Source organism: Lewinella sp. IMCC34191 (assembly GCF_003390935.1).
Taxonomy (GTDB): Bacteria; Bacteroidota; Bacteroidia; order Chitinophagales; family Saprospiraceae; genus Neolewinella.
Genome location: NZ_QNQZ01000001.1, coordinates 1079340 through 1098647 on the forward strand (window position 1 = coordinate 1079340; position 19308 = coordinate 1098647).

General features: G+C 57.3%; 18 protein-coding genes. 11 read left to right on the forward strand and 7 right to left on the reverse strand.

Annotated elements, in window-relative coordinates:
• The gene (locus tag DRW39_RS04330; protein ID WP_116105729.1) at positions 1-687 is read left to right on the forward strand and encodes a hypothetical protein; all 687 of its coding nucleotides are present in this window, start codon (positions 1-3) and stop codon (positions 685-687) included.
• On the opposite strand, the gene DRW39_RS04335 is transcribed toward DRW39_RS04330, so the two are convergent.
• Positions 675-1250 carry a WbqC family protein gene (locus tag DRW39_RS04335; RefSeq protein WP_157975924.1) on the reverse strand — a complete coding sequence of 192 codons (576 nt, stop codon included), beginning with the start codon at positions 1248-1250 and terminating at the stop codon, positions 675-677. The two genes, DRW39_RS04330 and DRW39_RS04335, sit on opposite strands and share 13 nt — an antisense overlap.
• Positions 1251-1340: 90 nt before the next feature.
• Here DRW39_RS04335 and DRW39_RS04340 point away from each other — a divergent pair, with 90 nt between their 5' ends.
• Both DRW39_RS04340 and DRW39_RS04345 read left to right on the forward strand, forming a co-directional pair.
• On the forward strand, positions 1341-2252 hold the full coding sequence (locus tag DRW39_RS04340; RefSeq protein ID WP_116105731.1) for an SDR family oxidoreductase: 912 nt from the start codon (positions 1341-1343) through the stop codon (positions 2250-2252).
• A gap of 50 nt (positions 2253-2302) precedes the next feature.
• On the forward strand, positions 2303-3160 hold the full coding sequence (locus tag DRW39_RS04345; RefSeq protein WP_116105732.1) for a ChaN family lipoprotein: 858 nt from the start codon (positions 2303-2305) through the stop codon (positions 3158-3160).
• Here DRW39_RS04345 and DRW39_RS04350 read toward each other — a convergent pair.
• The 4 genes from DRW39_RS04350 to DRW39_RS04365 form a co-directional block, all read right to left on the reverse strand.
• Positions 3154-3549 carry a diacylglycerol kinase family protein gene (locus DRW39_RS04350; protein ID WP_116105733.1) on the reverse strand — a complete coding sequence of 132 codons (396 nt, stop codon included), beginning with the start codon at positions 3547-3549 and terminating at the stop codon, positions 3154-3156. The genes DRW39_RS04345 and DRW39_RS04350 overlap by 7 nt on opposite strands.
• A gap of 38 nt (positions 3550-3587) precedes the next feature.
• Positions 3588-3848 (reverse strand): hypothetical protein, encoded by a 261-nt coding sequence (locus DRW39_RS04355; protein ID WP_116105734.1) that lies wholly within the window; start codon positions 3846-3848, stop codon positions 3588-3590.
• A complete protein-coding gene (locus DRW39_RS04360) occupies positions 3845-5215 on the reverse strand; it encodes a vanadium-dependent haloperoxidase (protein ID WP_116105735.1) in 1371 nt (456 codons plus the stop codon). The genes DRW39_RS04355 and DRW39_RS04360 overlap by 4 nt, the downstream gene beginning before the upstream one ends.
• Before the next feature lie 118 nt (positions 5216-5333).
• Positions 5334-6269: an alpha/beta hydrolase gene (locus DRW39_RS04365; RefSeq protein WP_116105736.1), complete on the reverse strand. Its 936-nt coding sequence runs from the start codon at positions 6267-6269 to the stop codon at positions 5334-5336.
• A gap of 65 nt (positions 6270-6334) precedes the next feature.
• Here DRW39_RS04365 and gldG point away from each other — a divergent pair, with 65 nt between their 5' ends.
• The 6 genes from gldG to tpiA all read left to right on the forward strand — a co-directional run bounded on the left by gldG (position 6335) and on the right by tpiA (position 13634).
• Positions 6335-8059 (forward strand): gliding motility-associated ABC transporter substrate-binding protein GldG, encoded by a 1725-nt coding sequence (gene gldG / locus DRW39_RS04370; RefSeq protein ID WP_116105737.1) that lies wholly within the window; start codon positions 6335-6337, stop codon positions 8057-8059.
• A 5-nt stretch (positions 8060-8064) separates the two neighbouring features.
• Positions 8065-9039, forward strand: a complete 975-nt coding sequence (locus DRW39_RS04375) for a hypothetical protein (RefSeq protein ID WP_116105738.1) — start codon at positions 8065-8067, stop codon at positions 9037-9039.
• Positions 9026-10216, forward strand: a complete 1191-nt coding sequence (locus DRW39_RS04380) for a zinc dependent phospholipase C family protein (protein WP_116105739.1) — start codon at positions 9026-9028, stop codon at positions 10214-10216. Before DRW39_RS04375 ends, DRW39_RS04380 begins: the two co-directional genes overlap by 14 nt.
• Positions 10209-11636: a hypothetical protein gene (locus DRW39_RS04385; RefSeq protein WP_116105740.1), complete on the forward strand. Its 1428-nt coding sequence runs from the start codon at positions 10209-10211 to the stop codon at positions 11634-11636. Before DRW39_RS04380 ends, DRW39_RS04385 begins: the two co-directional genes overlap by 8 nt.
• Positions 11637-11688: 52 nt before the next feature.
• Positions 11689-12771: a biotin synthase BioB gene (gene bioB, locus DRW39_RS04390; protein ID WP_116105741.1), complete on the forward strand. Its 1083-nt coding sequence runs from the start codon at positions 11689-11691 to the stop codon at positions 12769-12771.
• Positions 12772-12875: 104 nt separating this feature from the next.
• Positions 12876-13634 carry a triose-phosphate isomerase gene (gene tpiA / locus DRW39_RS04395; protein WP_116105742.1) on the forward strand — a complete coding sequence of 253 codons (759 nt, stop codon included), beginning with the start codon at positions 12876-12878 and terminating at the stop codon, positions 13632-13634.
• Positions 13635-13638: 4 nt separating this feature from the next.
• On the opposite strand, the gene DRW39_RS04400 is transcribed toward tpiA, so the two are convergent.
• Positions 13639-14385 (reverse strand): porin family protein, encoded by a 747-nt coding sequence (locus DRW39_RS04400; RefSeq protein ID WP_116105743.1) that lies wholly within the window; start codon positions 14383-14385, stop codon positions 13639-13641.
• Positions 14334-15068: a bifunctional demethylmenaquinone methyltransferase/2-methoxy-6-polyprenyl-1,4-benzoquinol methylase UbiE gene (ubiE, locus tag DRW39_RS04405; RefSeq protein WP_116105744.1), complete on the reverse strand. Its 735-nt coding sequence runs from the start codon at positions 15066-15068 to the stop codon at positions 14334-14336. Before ubiE ends, DRW39_RS04400 begins: the two co-directional genes overlap by 52 nt.
• Before the next feature lie 113 nt (positions 15069-15181).
• Between ubiE and gyrA the strand changes: the two genes are divergently transcribed.
• On the forward strand, positions 15182-17746 hold the full coding sequence (gyrA, locus tag DRW39_RS04410; RefSeq protein ID WP_116105745.1) for a DNA gyrase subunit A: 2565 nt from the start codon (positions 15182-15184) through the stop codon (positions 17744-17746).
• A gap of 176 nt (positions 17747-17922) precedes the next feature.
• Positions 17923-19248: a tetratricopeptide repeat protein gene (locus DRW39_RS04415; protein WP_157975925.1), complete on the forward strand. Its 1326-nt coding sequence runs from the start codon at positions 17923-17925 to the stop codon at positions 19246-19248.
• Positions 19249-19308 lie beyond the last annotated feature (60 nt).

Below are 19308 nucleotides of genomic sequence, written 5' to 3' on the forward strand. Positions count from 1 at the left end.
ATGCCGAAAATGCTTTTTACGGTCCTTTGGCTCCTCCTTTTCTGTTTCCCACTGGAGGTAGTTTACGGTCAGGTAGTTCGGGACTCCACGCCATCGAACCTGGCAGGCAATTACATCTTCCTTTCCCCGCTAAAAGTGCTCGATGGGTCCAATCCCGGCATCCTCTACGGGGCGGGCAAAATCTGGCCATCCGGTTTCGGAGCGGAGATCGGACACCTTTACCTTATCTCCACCCCGGAACAGCGCGAACCGATCAGCGACCTCCTGGGCGACCGCCTGCACCTTGGCATCAGAAAATATCTCGTGCGCCAGGCGGAACGACTTTCCCCCTACGTAGGCCTTCGCCTGGATCACCTACGCCGAAATCACCGCGCGGTCGTACCCATTGACGGCCGGAATAATGCGCAGGTGGTCGAGGCCACCTACCTGGATTCGGTCCGGGTAGAGAGCCGCATCACTACCCTTAATGTAGTAGCGGGCATGGATAGCCGGAACGGTCGGATCTCCGCCGACCTGCTTATCGGACTCGGTATTCGCTGGCGGCGGGTCAATCACCTGGACCGTATTCGTCCGGGAGACCGCTACGACTACGAGGGATACGCCGAGGATTTCATTGATTTCAACCAACCGGCCCGGGAAACGGCCTTCAGTATACCATTTGATGTGCGGATGATTTACCGTTGGTGAAGCAGCGTGCTAAGTTCCGGACCCAAACAAAAGAGCGCATCCAGAATGCTGAGGTCGTCGATAAAGCCGTGCCGATCGGAAAAAGGCTGCGGATACGGAGGCACTCCGGTAGCGACCGGCACTTTACCTGCGCCTCCGCCGCAAAATTCGGTTGTGTGCTCCAAGTCAATGGGTAGCTGAAGCATTTCGAGGATCGTAGTCGTGATCCTCCAATTGTATGCCCATAGGTTCTCCGGTGAAGATCGGGTCACGGCAAACAACTGATCCGCATAAAACTCGAAATACGGCGCGCGGCCGTAAGCGCTGCGGATGGCCTGCTCGTGCTGTCGGGCCCAGTCGGTGGTGTCGCTGATGGTGACCTCCCGTACCGGGGTCTGACTGTGTTTCCCTCCCTGCAGCGGGACACTCAGCAGCAGCGGTCCGTTGGCCGTAGCGATGCGGCAGCGATTTCGCCAGCCCCCTTTCTGGTAATTTTCGTGGGCCTCCCATTGCCATATTTCCTCCTCCATGGCTGCCAGAAACCAGGCGGTAGGGGGAAAATAGGCGGTTGAAGTCGTAAACAAATTGTTAGGAATTGATGAGGGAATGATTAGCCAAACATCTCATTGGACGACCCGTTTCCCGGGTAACTGAATTAATTAAACTATTCAATTATGATTTCTACTAATAAATTAACCGACCGCTACCGAAAGCAAGATCCCCTGAAGCAATATCCGGCGCCGCCCTTTCCCCGCCAGCCACAGGATCGTCCGGGTTCCGTGAATAAAATGGACCCCGAACCCGATCACGGGGAAGAAAGCTACGTAGGATTTGGCCGACTGGAAGACCGCAAGGCGCTGATCACCGGTGGTGACTCCGGTATAGGCCGCGCCGCGGCGATCGCGTTTGCCCGTGAGGGTGCCGACGTGGCCATTTGCTACCTGCCAAGCGAAGAGTCGAATGCGCAGGAGGTTGTCAGCCTGATCAAAGCAGAAGGCCGCAAAGCCGTTGCGATCCCCGGTGACATCGTCTCTGAAAAGTTCTGCCAGGAACTGGTGGAAAAGGCCGTGAGCGAACTCGGCGGACTGGATATTTTGGTCAATAACGCCGGTCGCCAGACCGCGCAGGCCCACATCGATGACCTGACCACCGAACAGTTCGACAATACGTTTAAGGTCAATGTATATGCGCCGTTCTGGATCACCAAGGCCGCTCTTAAGCATATGTCAGCCGGTGCATCCATCATTAATACCGCCTCCGTACAGTCCTTCGACCCATCAGCCAGCCTGATCGATTACGCCCAGACCAAGGCGTCGAACGTGGCCTTCACGAAGGCGCTCGCCGCCCAGGTTGCCGAGAAAGGGATCCGGGTAAACGCCGTGGCTCCCGGACCGTTCTGGACACCGCTCCAGTCTTCGGGTGGACAGCCCCAGGACAAGATCGAGAAGTTCGGCAGTTCAACCTTGCTGAAGCGTCCCGGCCAGCCCGTGGAGCTTGCTCCGGTATACGTACTGCTCGCCTCCCAGGAAGCCAGCTACATTACCGGTGAGGTAATGGGCGCGACCGGCGGAGAGATGCCGTACTAAGGCATAAAGCATAGTTAGTATCTTTGGCTGGACGATAAACGTCTGAGGCTATGAGATTACTGTTAACGTGGATTAGTTTGTTGCTCGTGAGTGTCATGCTCCAGGCACAGACTAATCCACGTGCTTTTGCACTATATGATAAGAGAGGACGCGAAGTTCCCTTCTCCTATATGGCCCGCAACCTGCGGGAAGCGGATGTCATCCTGTTCGGTGAATATCACGACAATCCCATCTCTCACTGGATGCAGCTGGAGATCATCAAGGCGCTGGGAACTTACGATCTCGGCATGGAGATGTTTGAAACCGACGAGCAGGATGCCCTGTCCAAATTTATGGCCGACAGCCTCACCGTTGAAGAACTGGATCACTATACCGGAGGCGTCTGGCCGAACTTTCACACCGACTACCTGCCTATCCTCAATCGGGCCCGGCAAGACAGCGTAGCCGTCATAGCCACCAACATCCCGCGCCAATACGCGCAAATGGTTTTTCAGCGGGGGTTCATCTACCTCAAAACGCTAAAGGGTTCGGAGCTTCAGCAATTGCCGCCCATTCCCCCACCCTTCGACCCCGAGCTTTCCAGTTATAAGGCAATGCAAATGCCTAATCAGTCCAGCCCGCACGGCGGAGAAAATTTCCCGAAGGCGCAGGCTATCAAGGATGCCACCATGGCCTGGCAGATCGTGAACCACGCGCGCCCTGGCCGACCCTTCCTGCACATCAACGGCAGCTACCACAGCGACCATTACGAAGGGATCGTATGGTACCTCCGGCAGTACCGTCCACAGCTTAAAGTGGTTACGATCAGTACGCTCGAACAGAAAGATATGCGCAGGCTGCGACCCGAATCGGAGGGCACGGCAGACTTTATCCTGCTCGTTCCGGAAAACATGACTAAAACCTACTGAGGCCGCAGGTACGGTTCGTGCCACCAGATCGCATCGGCGATCAGCAAGAGGGCCACGATTCCGGAGAAAACGGCGGTAAAGAGTACGGCCGCCGCGGCTACGTCCTTTGCTTTGCCGGCCAGGACGTGATAATCCGGGCTTACGAGATCGACGACGTACTCAACCGCTGTATTCAAAGCTTCTGCGGCGAGCACCATGCCGGAACAGAGGAGTACGGCCACCCATTTCCACAGGGGAAATTCCAGCCACCAGGAGACGATCATGATCCCCGCGAAAGCGAGCATGTGGATCTTGGATGGAGCGTGATTCCGAAGCAGGTCGTACGCCCCCTGGAAGGCATAGCCGAATGCGGAAAGTCGACCCCGCGAATAGATGATTAAACGCTTCATGGTTTATTCAAGCAGCGGTTTAGGCCACATGTTCGGGCCTATAGCCAGCCTATTTCCCCGTTCAGTACAATGTATCCGACGAGTGCTGCCAGGGGGGATACCCAGGCCGTAAACACGAATTGGTAGTATCGGCTGCTGACCCGACTGGGCTCGATCATCTCCACCAGGAAGCTCAGCAGCCAGATCGCCAGGGCAATGGTTCCGAGCACCGCCGAGATGAGGGTACCGAAATAAGGATCGGCAACAAATAGCAGCAGATAAATGATAAGTTGGCCGATTACCGCGAGGAGCAGGTTCACCGCGGGCGATCCTCGGTGATCATTACGCGGGTACGGAGGGTTTCCAGTACGTGCTTCCCCACGGATTCCCCCTGGGCGATTCCGTAGTCGATAGCGGGCCGGTAATGGATGCCCCCGTATAGCCGGCTAACGGCCGCTTCCTCGCTGGCGGCCAGAAAGCTGGGAAAGCTACGCGTAGGCAGGTCGTATTCTTCCTCGCTATCGTCGTCGAAGGCAAAGTTGTCGCCGTAAATGTCCGTCAGGACGATGGCACACGCCCGACTAACCACCGAGTGACCGCTGGTGTGCTCGGGGAAGGGAGGCGTCTGCAGCAGGGGCCGCCACTCCTGATCGATATGACGATTGATGAAGGTTTCGGGCCGTACCAGCTTGCTGCGGTACTTCTCATCCCAACAGCTGATAAAGGCGTCGAACATCGCGATACTGGTTGCCGCGTAGGTTTCTACCGTACGGGCAAAATCGGCATCGGCCTGACGGGCCGCGATGGACGCGATGTTGATCCAGTGCCCCCCCGGGGTGATCTTCTTCGTGGCGAACATCAGGTGACCGACCGTATGACTGACGTAAGGATTGCAGTCCCAGAACTGCGCGATGGCCTGCCGCTGAACGGACTCTTGCTCATCAACGCCGGTGAATACGGAGTACACTTCGTTGACCTCGGCCATCCACTTACTATCGGGGTCGAGGCTGTACTCGGTGGGCGGCGGCGGGATAAACTGGTTGGCGCTATCGAGCGTGAAGGGGCGGATCTTCATCCAGCTCGGCTCGATCCCATCCATATAATCCGGCGGCGTGGGCTGCCACTTCGATTCATCGTTGGTGATAGAGTACTTGGGGAAAGTGCGGGTTTGCTTGTACATATCGCCGTCGTACCACGCGATCACGTGATCGGCTACGGCTTCTCCGTAAGTGACGGAGGCATCGAAGACCTCAATGGGCATACGGATCTGTTGCAGCTCGGCGAACAACTGCTCCCGGTAGGCGTCCATTTTGTCCTCGCTAAAAATCAGGCTCTTGCCGACCTTCCACTGGGCAACCATGGCGGCGACCGGATAGGCAATTTCCACGTTGGCGGGGGGAGCCGGTACCGGTTCGAGGTGGGCGATCTGACCGGACAGGCTGACCAGATTGGGGTCACCAGCGGCCATGGCCTCGTATCCGGCAATGCTGGAATAGGAGTAGATGCGGCTGGCTACCGGCGGCGAGAATATATCGTGAACGATGACGTCCGTCAACTGCTTAACCGAACGGTGATACAACTCCGGATCGGCGACCTCGCGGGCGTAATCCGGGTTGATGTCTTCCTCACAGGCGGAGAGTACACCGAGCAACAGAAAGAAACAGAGTAATCGACTTATTCGCTTCATAGTAAGTGCTGATTTAAGGCAACGTATCTGACAGCACGTCTTCGTGGGGTCTTCAAAGGTACGAATCGCTCGCAATTCTTGAGCGGCGAGTCGCCGACAATGTCCCGATTTGCCTGCCTTAACGGCAAAATTCAGCGCTTTGGACCAGTAGGAAGGAGTCGACCATTCGGGCATACGCCCCCGGTCGCCAGACAATATTGTGGGCGTGCCATGCTCCCCAGTCGAGGGGACGGTAGGTGAGCAAGTCCGCCTGGACTCGTTCGGCAATCAAATCCGACTGCCGGGGAGCGGTCAGGGTATCTTGGCGCGAATGGACGAGTAGTACGGGCGAAGCGATTTGATCGGCATACGCTACCGGGCTGGCCGCCGCGAAGTCCGTTCCGTTACGCACCCCGACCCAGGCAAAGGTTCCGGGGGTGAGTAGCGACAATACGGGGCCGAAATCCCGCACTCCGCGTTCGGTGATGGCGGTTTCCCAGTCAGCATACGGGCTTTCGGCCACGAGGAATGCCGGACGTATACTTCCCGAACCGGCGGCTATCAGGGCCGCAGCCGCACCCCAGCTTTCGCCCACCCAGCCGATCCGGTCGTCCGATAAACCCGTCAACTCCTTCAGGTATTGGTGCGCGGCAATAAGATCGGATGCTTCGTTGACCCCACCGGTTGCGTACGCCTCGTCACTTTCGCCGAAACCGCGATGATCATACAGGAGCAGGTCACAGCCACAGTGGTCAAATAGCGGTGTATACTTTAGCATCGCGACCCGGGTATCGTGGTAACCGTGGGCCAGTAAGATGCCACAGGTTGCGGTATCCCGGCGGTACCACCATCCCCGAAGAATAAGGTCATCCACCGGGCTTCTGAAGCTGACCCTTTCGCGTGGTGGAAGGCTTGCCTCGATACTATCCAGATTGAGGTGCCATCGCTCCCTGCCAATCCGATAGGACTCCTCCAGGCTACGGTGGGGTGTGTCGAGTACCATCCCGCTGACGAAGAAAGTGATCACGAGATAAATCAGCAGGATAGCCCCCAGGGCGACAAGTAGATTCTTCATTGACGCACCGAATTTACAATCGACCGCGTTACCCTGTCCAATTCCTATCTTCACGCCCGGTTATCATGGCGTCACTCGAGAAAAAACATCGCTTCCAGTCGCTGCTGCAGTTCGTGCTGGCGGTGGGCCTGCTCATCGTCATCAACGTATTGGCCAATGCCCGCCTCGGCGGCACCCGCCTGTATTCCGCGCTGGACCTCACGGAGGACGGCCGGTACACGCTTACCGACAATACCATTCGAAGCCTGGACTCGCTGCGGGAACCGATCTACGTCCGCATCCTTTTGGATGGCGACTTACCCGCCAGCTACGATCGACTCCGCACGCGCGTAGCGGAAACCCTCGAAGATTTCGCGGGCTATACCGATGCGATCGAGTATGAATTCGTAGACCCCCTTGCCGGCGATCCGGAAGATATCCGGGAGCGGCAGGAAGCCATGCTCGAGGATGGCATCGTCCCGCTGACCGATTACCAGCAGACGGCCGGCGAGCGCACCACCAAGGCTATTTATCCCTACGCCCTGTTTTACTACGGTAATCGCTACCGGGTAGTGCCCATGCTCGAGACGACCCGACCCGACGTACCGCTGGCCAACCAGTTGAATCAGGCGGAAAACCTGATCGAGTATAAATTCATGCAGGCGATCACCAGTCTGACCAATAACCGGAAACCGATCGTCGGATTCACGCTCGGCAACGGCGAACTCGGTGCGCGGGCCACGGCGGACCTGGTATCGGAACTTCGCAAGGATTACGACGTCGGTCCGGTGTACCTCGACAGTTTCGCCACGATCCCCCAGCAAATTCAGGTGCTCATCGTAGCCAAACCGACCATTCCGTTCACCGACTTTCAGGCCTTCAAACTGGACCAATACGTCATGAACGGCGGCAAAGTCCTGTGGGCGATGGATGCGGTCGCCATGGATTTCGACAGTCTCCGTGCGACCGGGGAGGCCTATCCGCAAACGCGGGAATTGGGATTGGAGGATCTTTTCTTCAAATATGGCTTCAGGCTTGGTAATCAACTGGTGCTCGACCTGGTGAATACGCCTATCCCCATCGTGACGACTCAGGGGCAGTCGGGTCCGAAGCCCACCCTGGTGCCCTTCCCATACCACGTACTGGCCCTACCGGATTCCGACCACCCGATCGTTCAGAACATCGATGGCGTAGACATGCGCTACCCAACCCTCATCGAGCAGCTGGAGGCCGGCCCGGGCGTCCGGGAAACCGTGTTACTATCCAGCAGCAGCAACAGCCGCCGCCAGCGTCTTCCGTCCCCGATCGATCTCGACGCCCAAAAGTTCAGCGTCGATTTGGACCGCTTCAACGAAGAAAATCTTCCCCTTGCGATCCTGTTGGAGGGCAAATTCGAAAGCCCCTACGCGAATCGACTGAGCCGCGAGAACGAGGCCGTGCTCCGGCAGAGCGGCATGACCTATCGCTCCGAATCGGTTCCCACTTCGATGATCGTAGTCAGCGACGGCGACGTGATGGCCAACAGCGTCAATAACCGCGGAGAGATCGGGTTCCTGGGGGTCAATCCTTATTCGAAGATTCCCTACGCCAACAAGGCATTTATGCTCAACGCCATCGAGTACCTCCTGAATCCGGATGGGGTGATAACCAGCCGGAGCAAGCAGGTAAAGCTGCGGCTACTGGATCAGAACCGCGCGCTGGCCGAAGCCGGCTACTGGCGTGCCCTGAACCTGGCCGTCCCGCTGGTCGCACTGGGCATCTTCGGTTGGCTGTTTAATTATCTACGCCGGCGTCGGTACGCCCGAAACTGATCCTCATGCAGCGAACGCTTCTACTGCTTATCGCCGTGGTCGTCCTCGGAGGCGTAGCCTACTTCGCCACCTTAGACCCAACCCGGACCGAGCCGGTCGACGATCGGACCTTCGCCTACCCGAACACGGATGACATCGCCCGCATCTTCATTGCAGACCGAGCGGGCAACCGGGCGGAACTGACCCGGGGTGGTCCGACGGGCTGGCGCTACTACGACTATCCGGCCAACGCCAACGCGATGAAGAACCTGCTGCAGGCCGTAGAACAATTGGAGGTGCGCAGCCTGCCCGCCTCTACCGCCGTACCGAATCTGGTCCGCAACCTCGCCGGTGGGGGTATCCTCGTGCAGTTGTTCGACCGGGAAGGCACGAAACTGCGCGGCTACTATATCGGTGGCGGGGCCAGCGGAGAGCTCGGGACCGCCGCGATCGTAGAGGGCAGCGATAACCCCTACATCGTGCATCTACCGATGTGGAGCGGCAACGTACGCCACCGGTTCAACCTGCAGGGGGACGAGTGGCGCTCCAAAGTGCTTTTTGACGTTGACCCCCGGGAAGTGGAATATCTAAGCATCGATTATCCGCGGCAGGGAAGCAAGGGATTCCGGATGGAAAAGGCGGAAGAGGGAAGTTTTCGGGTCAGTCCGCTAGTTGCTTCGGCCGGGCCCGTTAAGGAAGTGCCCTTCGGCCTGGCGGAAGGAGTCCTGAGCCGGTACGAACGGTACTTCATCAGTCGGTACCAAAACCAGGACGTGGCCGGCAAGCAAGCCGTGGAAGGGAGGCTGCCATTCGCGACCATCCGTATCAAGGAAGCTGGAAAGGAAGAGCAAGTGGCGGAAATTTATCCGCAGTACCGCTTTCCGGATTCGCCGGACCAGGAATTGATGGCCTATCACGCATACATCAACGACGGGCGGGACTGGGCCCTACTTGCCGTAGAAACCACCCAACCCTTACTAGTCGGCTATGATTCGTTCTAGTGGCGGCCGGATCTGTTTTACCATCGCGCTCCTGATCGCCGGCGCGGTGTTGGCTTCCGCTTACCAACCGGAATGGGGTTTCTTCGGTCACCGGCGCATCAATCGCCTGGCGACCTTTACCCTTCCTACGGAAATGATGCCCTTCTTCCGGGGGCAGATCGATTACCTCAGCGAGCACGCCGTGGATCCGGACAAGCGACGGTACGCCGCGAACGGCGAAGCCATCCGGCATTACATGGACCTGGACCACTACGGTGCTTCACCCTTCGACGATCTTCCGCGTAACTACGCTGCCGCGCGCATGCAGTACGGCAGCGTGCTAGACATCACGGCAGGCGGAGACACCATCGCTTGGGTGCTGGATACGGTTCTCGTGGAAGATGATATCGTGCTGATTCGCTCCGCGGACCATACGATCGACTTGCCACTGCGTCCCTACCAAAGCCTCTGGTACGGAAATATCGAGGAAGACCGGACGGACTCCCTACGGCAACTCGGGGTTCCGCTGCGGGGTGACCGATTCGAATTCTACGAAGCCTTCAGCGATCACGGTATCCTTCCCTACCACCTCATATCTTACCACCGGCAGCTTACGAACGCCTTCGTGCGGGAAGACGCCAACCGTATTTTACAGTTGGCGGCCGAAATGGGCCACTACGTCGGCGACGCTCACGTCCCGCTGCACACCACCGAAAACTATAACGGTCAGTTGACCGGTCAGACGGGCATTCACGCCTTCTGGGAGAGCCGCTTGCCGGAACTGTTCGCCGATGAGGAGTACGATTACTTCGTGGGGCCGGCCGAGTACATCGACGATCCCCAGACCTATTATTGGGAGATCGTGTTAGAAAGTCATAGCCTGGTGGATAGTGTACTCCGTACGGAAAGGCGACTAAGTGAGCAATTTGCCGCCGACCAACAATTGTGCTTTGAGGAGCGGTTAGGTCGTCAGGTCCAGATGCAGTGTACGGAATACGCCCGGGCGTGGTCCGAGGCTATGGCCGGGATGGTGGAAGATCGGTTTCGCGCCGCCATCCATAGTGTCGGATCGGTTTGGTACAGCTGTTGGGTCGACGCGGGCCAGCCTGATTTGTCCATGCTGGGTAGAACGGAAGCACCGCTCGCAGATACGTTGACGACGAGAACGGAGGTGCACGCACTACGGCCCCATGAGTAAGAAATACTGGGCATTGGCTGCACTGCTTTTTTTCCTGGCGGCGACCTTCAGCGTGGGGCACCATCAGGGCGACGAGCACTTTCAGATCCTCGAGTTTGCTGCCTATAAGCTGGGAATCGCATCCGCGGACGACCTAACCTGGGAATTCCACGAGCGAATGCGACCGGCGCTGCAGCCCGCCATGGCATACGGGATATACCGCCTATTCGAGGTTTTCGGTCCGGTGGACCCGTTCGGGGTAAGTTTCGTACTGCGATTGCTTTCTGGACTGCTGACGCTGCTGGTCACTACCCTACTTTATTTCCGCTATCATAAGGTAAATCCCTATGCGTGGTGGCCGTTCCTCCTCCTCTTTCACTGGTGCCTATACTACAACGGAGTACGCTTTAGCAGTGAGAACTGGGGGGGACTGGCGGCCATCACCGGTCTGCTCCTTTTCCCGCTTGGTGTAAGCGACCGGAACGCCTACACACCGTCTGGGGGGCGTTCAGCGATCTTGGCGGGCGTATGCTTCGGGCTGGCCTTTCTATTCCGGTACCAGATGGCGCTCTTTGTCGGGGGCTTTTACCTCTGGTGGTTGCTCTTTTACCGGCGCCAATGGTCGGCCGTATGGATGTCAATGACTGGCGGATGGCTCATTCTCCTCCTTTGTTACCCCCTGACCTACTGGCTCTATGGGGAGTGGACGCTACCGGCCTGGAACTACTTCGCCGCCAACTTGGTAGCCGGTAAGGCCGCGGCCTATGGCACCTTGCCGTGGTGGGGATACATAGAACTGGTTTTTCTCCGGGGTATACCGCCCCTCGGTTTGCTCTACGTTTTGGCCACCGGGTATTACCTCTATAAATATGGACGGGACCCGCTTAGCTGGGCGGTCGGAGTCTTTCTTATCGTGCATTCGGTAATTGGCAGGAAGGACATTCGGTTTTTGTATCCGCTGATTCCGCTGCTACCGGTCCTGATGGCCGGGGCCTGGCAGGGAACCCGTTCCTGGCTGTTGCAGACCATCGGCAAACGTCCGCTCCGCGGCTTCGGATGGCTGTGCCTGGTGCTGAACGCGCTACTGCTGGCGGCGGTGGTGGTTCGCCCAGCCGCTTCGGAGATGCCACCGCTACGGTTTCTTTACGTGGCCTATCCGGGACCCGCTACGCTAACCGGACCGGATGCCCGCATCATCAAAGCGGAGGGCGCTACCGGATATTTTTACCACCGTCCGGGCCACCGCATCGTTCCGGTTGGGGATTCGGTTTCTACCTGCGCTCCGTCGCCCTGCTTATACCTTATCCGGACGCGGGATGAACCGCGGCCACCGGCCGGCTCCCAACTCGTGTACAGCGACCGGCCCGACTGGCTGGTGAGCCACTTACCCTTCGGGCTGCTATCGCGGGAGAAATGGTGGTATATCTATTCCCTTCCGTAAAGCTGGCCGCGGGAGGGACCGAACCGACATCGCCTTACTATATTTGCCCCCCATGACCGCCCACCCCCACAACCCCACCAGCCGCTGGACCCTGGAAGAGCTTCAGCAATTGCACGATCTGCCCCTGATGGAACTGCTGTTCCGTGCTGCTACGGTCCACCGGCAGTACCACGACCCCAACGAGGTACAGGTATCGAGCCTGTTGAGCATCAAAACCGGCGGATGCCCCGAGGATTGCGGCTACTGCCCCCAGGCCGCCCGCTACCACACCGACATCGAGGAGAATGCCCTGATGACGGTCGAGCAGGTACGCACCGCCGCCGAGCGGGCTAAAGGACTGGGCAGCAGTCGCCTTTGCATGGGCGCGGCCTGGCGCAACGTGCGTGACGACGATGAATTCGATCAGGTACTGGATCTGGTACGGACCGTCAACGGTCTGGACATGGAAGTCTGCGCCACCCTCGGGATGCTGACCCCCAACCAGGCCGAGCGCCTGGCGGCCGCAGGCCTCTACGCCTACAACCATAACCTCGACAGCAGCGAGGAATACTACAAAGAAGTGATCTCCACCCGGGGCTACGAAGACCGCCTGGAAACCATCGGCAACGCCCGCCGGGCCGGCCTGACCGTCTGCTCCGGCGGCATCATCGGCATGGGCGAGACGGTCGTCGATCGCCTGAAGATGTTGCTTACGCTGGCCTCCCTTGATCCGGTCCCCGAGTCCGTTCCCATCAATGCCCTGGTAGCCGTGGAAGGAACACCGCTGGAGGAGCAAAAGCCCGTGGATATCTTCGAAATGGTACGGATGATCGCCGTCACGCGCATCCTTATTCCATCCACCACCGTTCGGCTGAGCGCCGGGCGGAAGGACATGAGCCCCGAAGGTCAGGCCCTGTGCTTTTTTGCAGGTGCCGGCTCCATCTTTGCCGGTGACAAACTGCTCACCACGCCCAATCCCGAAGCCTTCGCGGATATGGAACTCTTTTCCGCCCTGGGGCTCAAACCCACTCAGGCCTATGCCAAGGGCGAGCGCCCCACCCCGGGTAACGACCCCGGCCGGCCGACCGAAAAGCAGCGCATCAAGTGGAGCCGCCCCGGTCACCGCATCGAACGCAACGAAGCGAAGCGGAAGTGAGGCAGTCGGGAATCAATGACTTCGGTGCCGGTGTAGAACGGTAGTCCGTCAAGCTTCCCGTCCAATCGTATTAAGATAATTTATCAAGCATAAAATAGCACCCTATGAGCCGCACGATGGTCGCAGGAAACTGGAAAATGAATACTTCGCCCGCCGAAGGAGCCCGCCTGATTCAGGAGGTAATGGAAAAAGTAGGAACACCCGCTACCCGCGTGGTATTCGGCGTTCCCGCCCTGCAGCTGATGCAAGCGCAGGAATTGGTGGCCGGACACACCAACTACGCGATCGCCGCTCAGAATATGCACCAGGAAACCAGCGGAGCCTATACGGGCGAGATCAGTGCCGGTATGCTGAGTGAGGTCGGTATCGAATACGTTATCCTCGGGCACAGCGAACGCCGTGATTACGCCGGGGAGGACGACGACCTGATCAACCTGAAAATCCAGCGCGCCCTGGAGGCCGGTCTACGCCCCATCTACTGCTGCGGCGAGAAGCTAGACATCCGTGAGGCGGGCAATCAGGAACTCGTGGTCGGCAAGCAAGTAGAGCAGGCGCTGTATTCCCTCGACCCCGAACAGATCGAAAAGATCGTCATCGCCTACGAGCCGGTCTGGGCGATCGGTACGGGCCGCACCGCTTCCAAGGAGCAGGCGCAGGACATGCACGCCTATATCCGCCGCATGATTGCCAACCAATTCGGCGCGGATGTCGCGCAGAACCTGACGATCCTCTACGGTGGTTCGGTAAAGCCGAATAACGCGGTCGAGCTATTCTCCCAGCCCGACGTGGATGGCGGACTGGTTGGCGGAGCCAGCCTCGATGCGGAAAATTTCGCCGCGATTGTCAACGCGATCGGCGGATAGTCCCCTACCCTTCAATGTGAAAGGATAGCGTAAAGGTCCGGCTGGTCACCTTCGAAAGGACGCGGCTCTGCGGCAAGGTCGGATTAAACAGCAGACTGTTGCCGATACCGTGGCTGATCTTGAATTCCGGGGATAGAATAAAGTAGGGGAAGAAGATCTGGATACCGGCACCGTATTCAATGGAATAGTCATGCGGGCTGATCCGAACCAATTCTTCGGCCTGCCGGGTCCGGCTTTCGGTGGCTACGTCGTAGCTGTACTTCATGCCGGCAATGAGAAAGAGTCGCTTATCGCGGTACGGAGCACTCTTGTAGCGAAAGGAAAACGGAATTTCGATGAAGACCGATTCGATCTTCTCCTGCAGTTCCCGCTGGTTGACGGTGCTCTGGGTGTAATTAAGCGTGCGCTCGGCAAAGCTGAATCCCGGGGTAAAGCGGAAGTCGAAATACTTGCCCAGCTTCAAATTCCCAATTAGGTTGAGGTTAAATCCGGGACCGTTGAGGCTTTCCACGCCGATGATCGAGTCCGTATAGATGAACTCGTTGCTCCGGAAGGGGGTGTAGCGGCTGGAATTGAATCCCAGCGTGATGCCGAAGTAGTACGGCTTGGCCTGGAAGTCGTAGAAGTTGTAGTTGTTCCCGCCCGTAAACTGAGCCCGAACGAAAGAACACGACAGGAGAACCAGAAAAAACGTCAGCGCTAGCGGGTGGCGGTATAGATGCTTGCGATGCCAAAAGTTAGTGCTTGCCATTCCGTGTTGTTATAGCCGACCCGATCCAGGATCTTTAAAAACGCTTTGCCGCTGGGAAACGCCTGTACGCTCTCGAAGAGGTAAGCGTAGGCGCGCGGGTCCTTACTCTGTAAACGGCCGATGAGCGGCATAATTTTACCAAAGTACAGATTGAAGCCCCAACGAACGGGTGCGTAACGTATCCGACTAAATTCTAGTATGACCAATTTGCCACCCGGCTTCAGCACGCGGCGCATTTCCGCCAGCCCTTTCTCCAGGTTCTCGAAATTACGCACTCCGAAAGCGACGGTTACCGCATCGAAGGATTCGTCGGCATACGGCAGGTTCTCGCTGTCGCCCTGCTCCAGCTTGATCCGTTCGTCGAGCCCCGCCGCGGCTACCTTTTTTCGCCCGTAGGCCAGCATCCCTTCGCTGAGGTCGACGCCCGTTACGTGTTTTGCGTCGGAGCGCAGGATAGTTTGAATTGCTACGTCAGCCGTACCGGTGGCCACGTCCAAAACCAATTCATGCTTCGCGTCGAGCTCGGCGATCAGTCGCTTGCGCCAGAGGGTATCCACGCCCAGGGAAGTGCCCCGGTTGAGGAGGTCATAAGTGGGGGCGATGGAGTCGAACATGCGTCCGACTTCCGACTTTTTGGAGGCCCCTTCGTCGTAGGGCTTGACGACTCTTTCGGTACTTGACATATGGCTTACTTAACCCGCCCTTATAAGCTTTGGTTGAGCTATGATTTCAGGCACGATTTTTGTACCTTCGCGGGCAGGCGAAAGCGCCGGAATTTTTTAACTCCTTGCCATTTATGCCAAATTCAAGAATCATCCCGGTCAACATTGAAGACCAGATGAAATCGGCCTACATCGACTACTCCATGTCGGTGATCGTGAGCCGGGCCCTACCCGACGTACGGGACGGTCTTAAGCCCGTCCACCGGCGGGTCCTCTTTGGAATGTCCGAACTCGGACTCAGCTACCGCGGCTCCCACAAGAAGAGCGCGCGTATTGTCGGTGAAGTACTCGGTAAGTATCACCCGCACGGTGACTCTTCCGTATACGACACCATGGTTCGTATGGCCCAGGACTGGTCCCTGCGCTACCCCCTCGTGGACGGACAGGGCAACTTCGGTTCCATGGACGGCGACAGCCCGGCGGCCATGCGGTACACCGAGGCCCGCCTGCAACGCATCTCCGACAGCATTCTCGGCGATCTCGACAAGGATACCGTTGATTACCAGCTCAACTTCGACGATACGCTGAAGGAGCCTACCGTGATGCCTACCCGCATCCCCAACCTTCTGGTGAACGGAGCCAGCGGTATCGCCGTAGGTATGGCAACCAACATGCTCCCCCACAACCTGAATGAGGTGGTGGACGGCGTTATGGCTACCGTTGATAAGCCGGAGATCACCGTTGACGAACTCATGGAGTACGTCAAGGCTCCCGACTTTCCCACCGGCGGCATCATTTACGGCATGGATGGCGTACGCGAAGCTTTCCGTACCGGCCGTGGCCGGGTCGTCGTGCGTGGCCGCGCGGACATCAAGGTCGACGACAACGACCGCGAGACCATCATCATCAGCGAGATCCCCTATCAGGTCAACAAGGCGACGCTCGTGGCCAAGATCGCCGAGCTCGTCAACGACGGTAAGATTGCCGGCATCAGTGCCGTGCGCGATGAATCCGACCGCGACGGTGTCCGGGTCGTAATCGAAGTGAAGCGGGACTCGATGGCTACCATCGTCCTCAGCTACCTATACAAGTACACTCCGCTGCAGAGCAGCTACGGAGTGAACAACGTGGCCCTGGTGAACGGTCGCCCGATGACCCTTAACCTGAAGGATCTGATCGAGGAGTTCGTCGCCTTCCGCCTGGAAGTCATTCAGCGCAGGACACAATTCGAACTAAACAAAGCCCTGGCACGGGCGCACATCCTCATCGGTCTGCTGATCGCCCTGGATTACCTGGATGAAGTTATCAAACTGATCCGGGCCAGCGACAGTCCCGAAGATGCCAAAGCCGGTTTGATGGCCGGTGACTTCGTAGAGGACAAAGACGCCTTCTGGAAAAAATTCGGCGATCTGGTCCAGGAAGTACAGACCGAAGAACTGATCGTTCTGGAAAATAACGTCATGAGCGAGGAGCAGGCCAAAGCTATCCTCGACATGCGTCTCCAGAAGCTTACCGGCCTCGAGATCACCAAGATCCGGGACGAGTACGCCGAGATACGCGAATTGATCGATCGCCTGCGCGCCATTCTCGAGAGCGAGGAACTGCAGCGGGACATTATCAAGGAAGAGCTGCAGGACATCAAGGCCCGCTTCGGCGATGAGCGTCGTTCGGAGATCAGCCTGGATACGGCGGACATCTCCATTACCGATATGATCGCCGATGAGGACGTGGTCGTTACCATTTCTCACTTAGGCTACATCAAACGGACCCCCGTCGCCGAGTATCGCGCGCAGGGGCGTGGCGGGCGTGGTAGCCGAGGCAGCAAAACACGTGACGCGGACTTCGTCGAGCACCTGTTTATCGCCAGCAACCACAACTACCTCTTACTCTTCACCGAGCAGGGGCGCTGCTTTTGGCTGCGTATCTACGAAATACCCGAAGCCGGAAAGAACAGCGGTGGCCGGGTCATTCAAAACATCCTGGCGATGCCGAAGGAAGATAACGTTCGCGCCTACATCAGCGTGGCCGATCTGACGGACGAGGAATTCCTGAACAGCCATTCGGTGATCTTCGCCACCAAACGTGGGCAGGTCAAGAAAACCAGTCTGGAGGAGTACAGCCGGCCGCGTACGAATGGCGTGAATGCCATTACCATTAACGACGGCGACGAACTTCTGGAAGCCCGCCTTACCACGGGTAACAGTCACATTATCCTGGCTACGCGCAAGGGGCAGGCGATTCACTTCGAGGAAGAAAAGGTCCGGAACATGGGTCGCAATGCCGCCGGCGTTCGGGGTATTTCGCTGAACGGCGAGAACGACGCCGTGGTAGGTATGGTCACCATCGACCACGAAACGGACACCGACAAGTCGATCCTGGTCGTCAGCGAAAAAGGCATGGGCAAACGTTCCGACTGGTCGGAATACCGCATCACGAACCGAGGAGGTAAGGGAGTCAGCACCATGAAGATCACCAAGAAAACCGGTGAGCTGGTTACGATCAAGGCCGTTAGCGACGAAGACGATCTGATGATCACCAATCGCTCGGGTATTCTGATCCGTACCTCCATGAATGATCTGCGCGTCATGGGACGCTCCACGCAGGGTGTACGCCTGATCAAATTGGACGGTGACGATGCTATTGCGGATGTGGCAGTGGTCAGCGTTGACGAAGATGACCTGGTCACCGAAGAAGAATAGGGTCGATCGTTGCAGAAAAGAGGGGCATGAACACCCCTTTTTCTTAACTGTTGTATTTTTTAGGACGGTATTAACGATACTTGTCCGACCTGCCCTGTTTTAGTTTTATCCTGAGGCATTCGCATTCCGCCTTTGGGACACCAATCCAAACAACTACGAAACCAACAACACTTATTATGCGAAATTTTATGCTTAGTGCACTCGTTGCCATTTTTGCCGTTTCGGCTGCCTTCGCGCAGTCCGGCGAGGATGCGCTAAAGAATGCCTCCAAATCATACAGCAAGTACAGTTCCTCCAACGACGTTATGGAACTTCAGTCCGCCGTCGACAATATCTCCGTGGCCCTGGAAGACAGCCAGGTACAAAGCGACTACGAGGCTTACCTCGAAGCCGGTAATATCTATGCGGCTGCCGTAAACGAATACGTCAAACAACGCTCCATCAGCGCGGGTGAAACCGTCGAACCGATGGTCGCAGGTGCCGCTTCCAAAGCCGCCGAAGCTTACATGAAGGCTTATAACCTTTCTGAAAAGCGTCGCGGTCAGAAAGATGCGCTCGAGGGATTGGAAAATCTGCAGGCCAATATCTCCAACGAGGGCATCTACGCCATTCAGGATCAGAAGTACGCCGACAGCTACAAAGCCTTTAATACCAGCGTCAGTGTCCACGATTTCCTTACGGAAAACGATGGCGACAGTGCGATGGAAGGCAACGATGAAAAGCTGAACGAAGAGCGCTACTACGCCGCCCTGTCCGCCGTTCTGGCCGAAGACTTTGCTGCCGCCGAGCCGCTATTCATCTCGCTTTACGAGTCGAACTACGACGACGCGAGTATCTACGACGGCCTTTTCAAGGTCTACAGCGGTAAAGACGACATGGAAACCGCCGGTAAGTACCTGCAGGAAGGTCGCGAAAAGTACCCGGACAATACCCAGCTGCTTTTCTCCGAGATCAACTACTACCTTGCTGAGGGTCGTCTTGACGAACTGACCGATAAACTGCAGCAAGCCATCGATGCCGAGCCCGAGAACGTTAGCCTCTACGCAACGCTGGGTCAGGTGTACGAGCAGCTTTACAACAAGCAGCGCGAAACCAATCCCGAATCCGCAACGGAATACTTCGAGAAAGCCAAGACGAATTACGAAAAAGGGCTGGAAGTTGCCCCCGAAGAAGCTTCGCTGATCTACAGCCTCGGTGCTCTTTACTTTAACCGAGCCGCTAAGATGACCGAGCAACTGGTCGAACTGAGCAACGACCTCAGCAAGGAAGGTCAGGCCAAGTACGAAGCGCTGGAAGCGGAGATCAACAGTGAGTTTGACCAGGCTTTCCCTTACTTCCAGAAAGCCGAACAAACCGATCCGAGCAATCGTAACACCCTGATCGCGCTTAAAGAGATTTTTGCCCGTCGCGATGATTTCGAGGCTTCTTCTGAAATGAAAGCCCGCTTAGACCGGCTGGAAAATGGCGAAACCATCGAAACGTCCTACTTCGAAGGACAGTAAATCCCGAACGGATTGCCGATAAATGGAAAGGCCCCACCGAGTTTCGGTGGGGCCTTTCCT

Excerpts from the sequence above, each read along its gene's own strand:
- DRW39_RS04330 (WP_116105729.1), top strand. The coding sequence starts at position 1 with ATGCCGAAAATGCTTTTTACGGTCCTTTGGCTCCTCCTTTTCTGTTTC.
- DRW39_RS04340 (WP_116105731.1), top strand. The coding sequence starts at position 1,341 with ATGATTTCTACTAATAAATTAACCGACCGCTACCGAAAGCAAGATCCC.
- DRW39_RS04345 (WP_116105732.1), top strand. The coding sequence starts at position 2,303 with ATGAGATTACTGTTAACGTGGATTAGTTTGTTGCTCGTGAGTGTCATG.
- DRW39_RS04350 (WP_116105733.1), bottom strand. The coding sequence starts at position 3,549 with ATGAAGCGTTTAATCATCTATTCGCGGGGTCGACTTTCCGCATTCGGC.
- DRW39_RS04360 (WP_116105735.1), bottom strand. The coding sequence starts at position 5,215 with ATGAAGCGAATAAGTCGATTACTCTGTTTCTTTCTGTTGCTCGGTGTA.
- DRW39_RS04365 (WP_116105736.1), bottom strand. The coding sequence starts at position 6,269 with ATGAAGAATCTACTTGTCGCCCTGGGGGCTATCCTGCTGATTTATCTC.
- gldG (WP_116105737.1), top strand. The coding sequence starts at position 6,335 with ATGGCGTCACTCGAGAAAAAACATCGCTTCCAGTCGCTGCTGCAGTTC.
- DRW39_RS04375 (WP_116105738.1), top strand. The coding sequence starts at position 8,065 with ATGCAGCGAACGCTTCTACTGCTTATCGCCGTGGTCGTCCTCGGAGGC.
- DRW39_RS04380 (WP_116105739.1), top strand. The coding sequence starts at position 9,026 with ATGATTCGTTCTAGTGGCGGCCGGATCTGTTTTACCATCGCGCTCCTG.
- DRW39_RS04385 (WP_116105740.1), top strand. The coding sequence starts at position 10,209 with ATGAGTAAGAAATACTGGGCATTGGCTGCACTGCTTTTTTTCCTGGCG.
- bioB (WP_116105741.1), top strand. The coding sequence starts at position 11,689 with ATGACCGCCCACCCCCACAACCCCACCAGCCGCTGGACCCTGGAAGAG.
- tpiA (WP_116105742.1), top strand. The coding sequence starts at position 12,876 with ATGAGCCGCACGATGGTCGCAGGAAACTGGAAAATGAATACTTCGCCC.
- DRW39_RS04400 (WP_116105743.1), bottom strand. The coding sequence starts at position 14,385 with ATGGCAAGCACTAACTTTTGGCATCGCAAGCATCTATACCGCCACCCG.
- ubiE (WP_116105744.1), bottom strand. The coding sequence starts at position 15,068 with ATGTCAAGTACCGAAAGAGTCGTCAAGCCCTACGACGAAGGGGCCTCC.
- gyrA (WP_116105745.1), top strand. The coding sequence starts at position 15,182 with ATGCCAAATTCAAGAATCATCCCGGTCAACATTGAAGACCAGATGAAA.
- DRW39_RS04415 (WP_157975925.1), top strand. The coding sequence starts at position 17,923 with ATGCGAAATTTTATGCTTAGTGCACTCGTTGCCATTTTTGCCGTTTCG.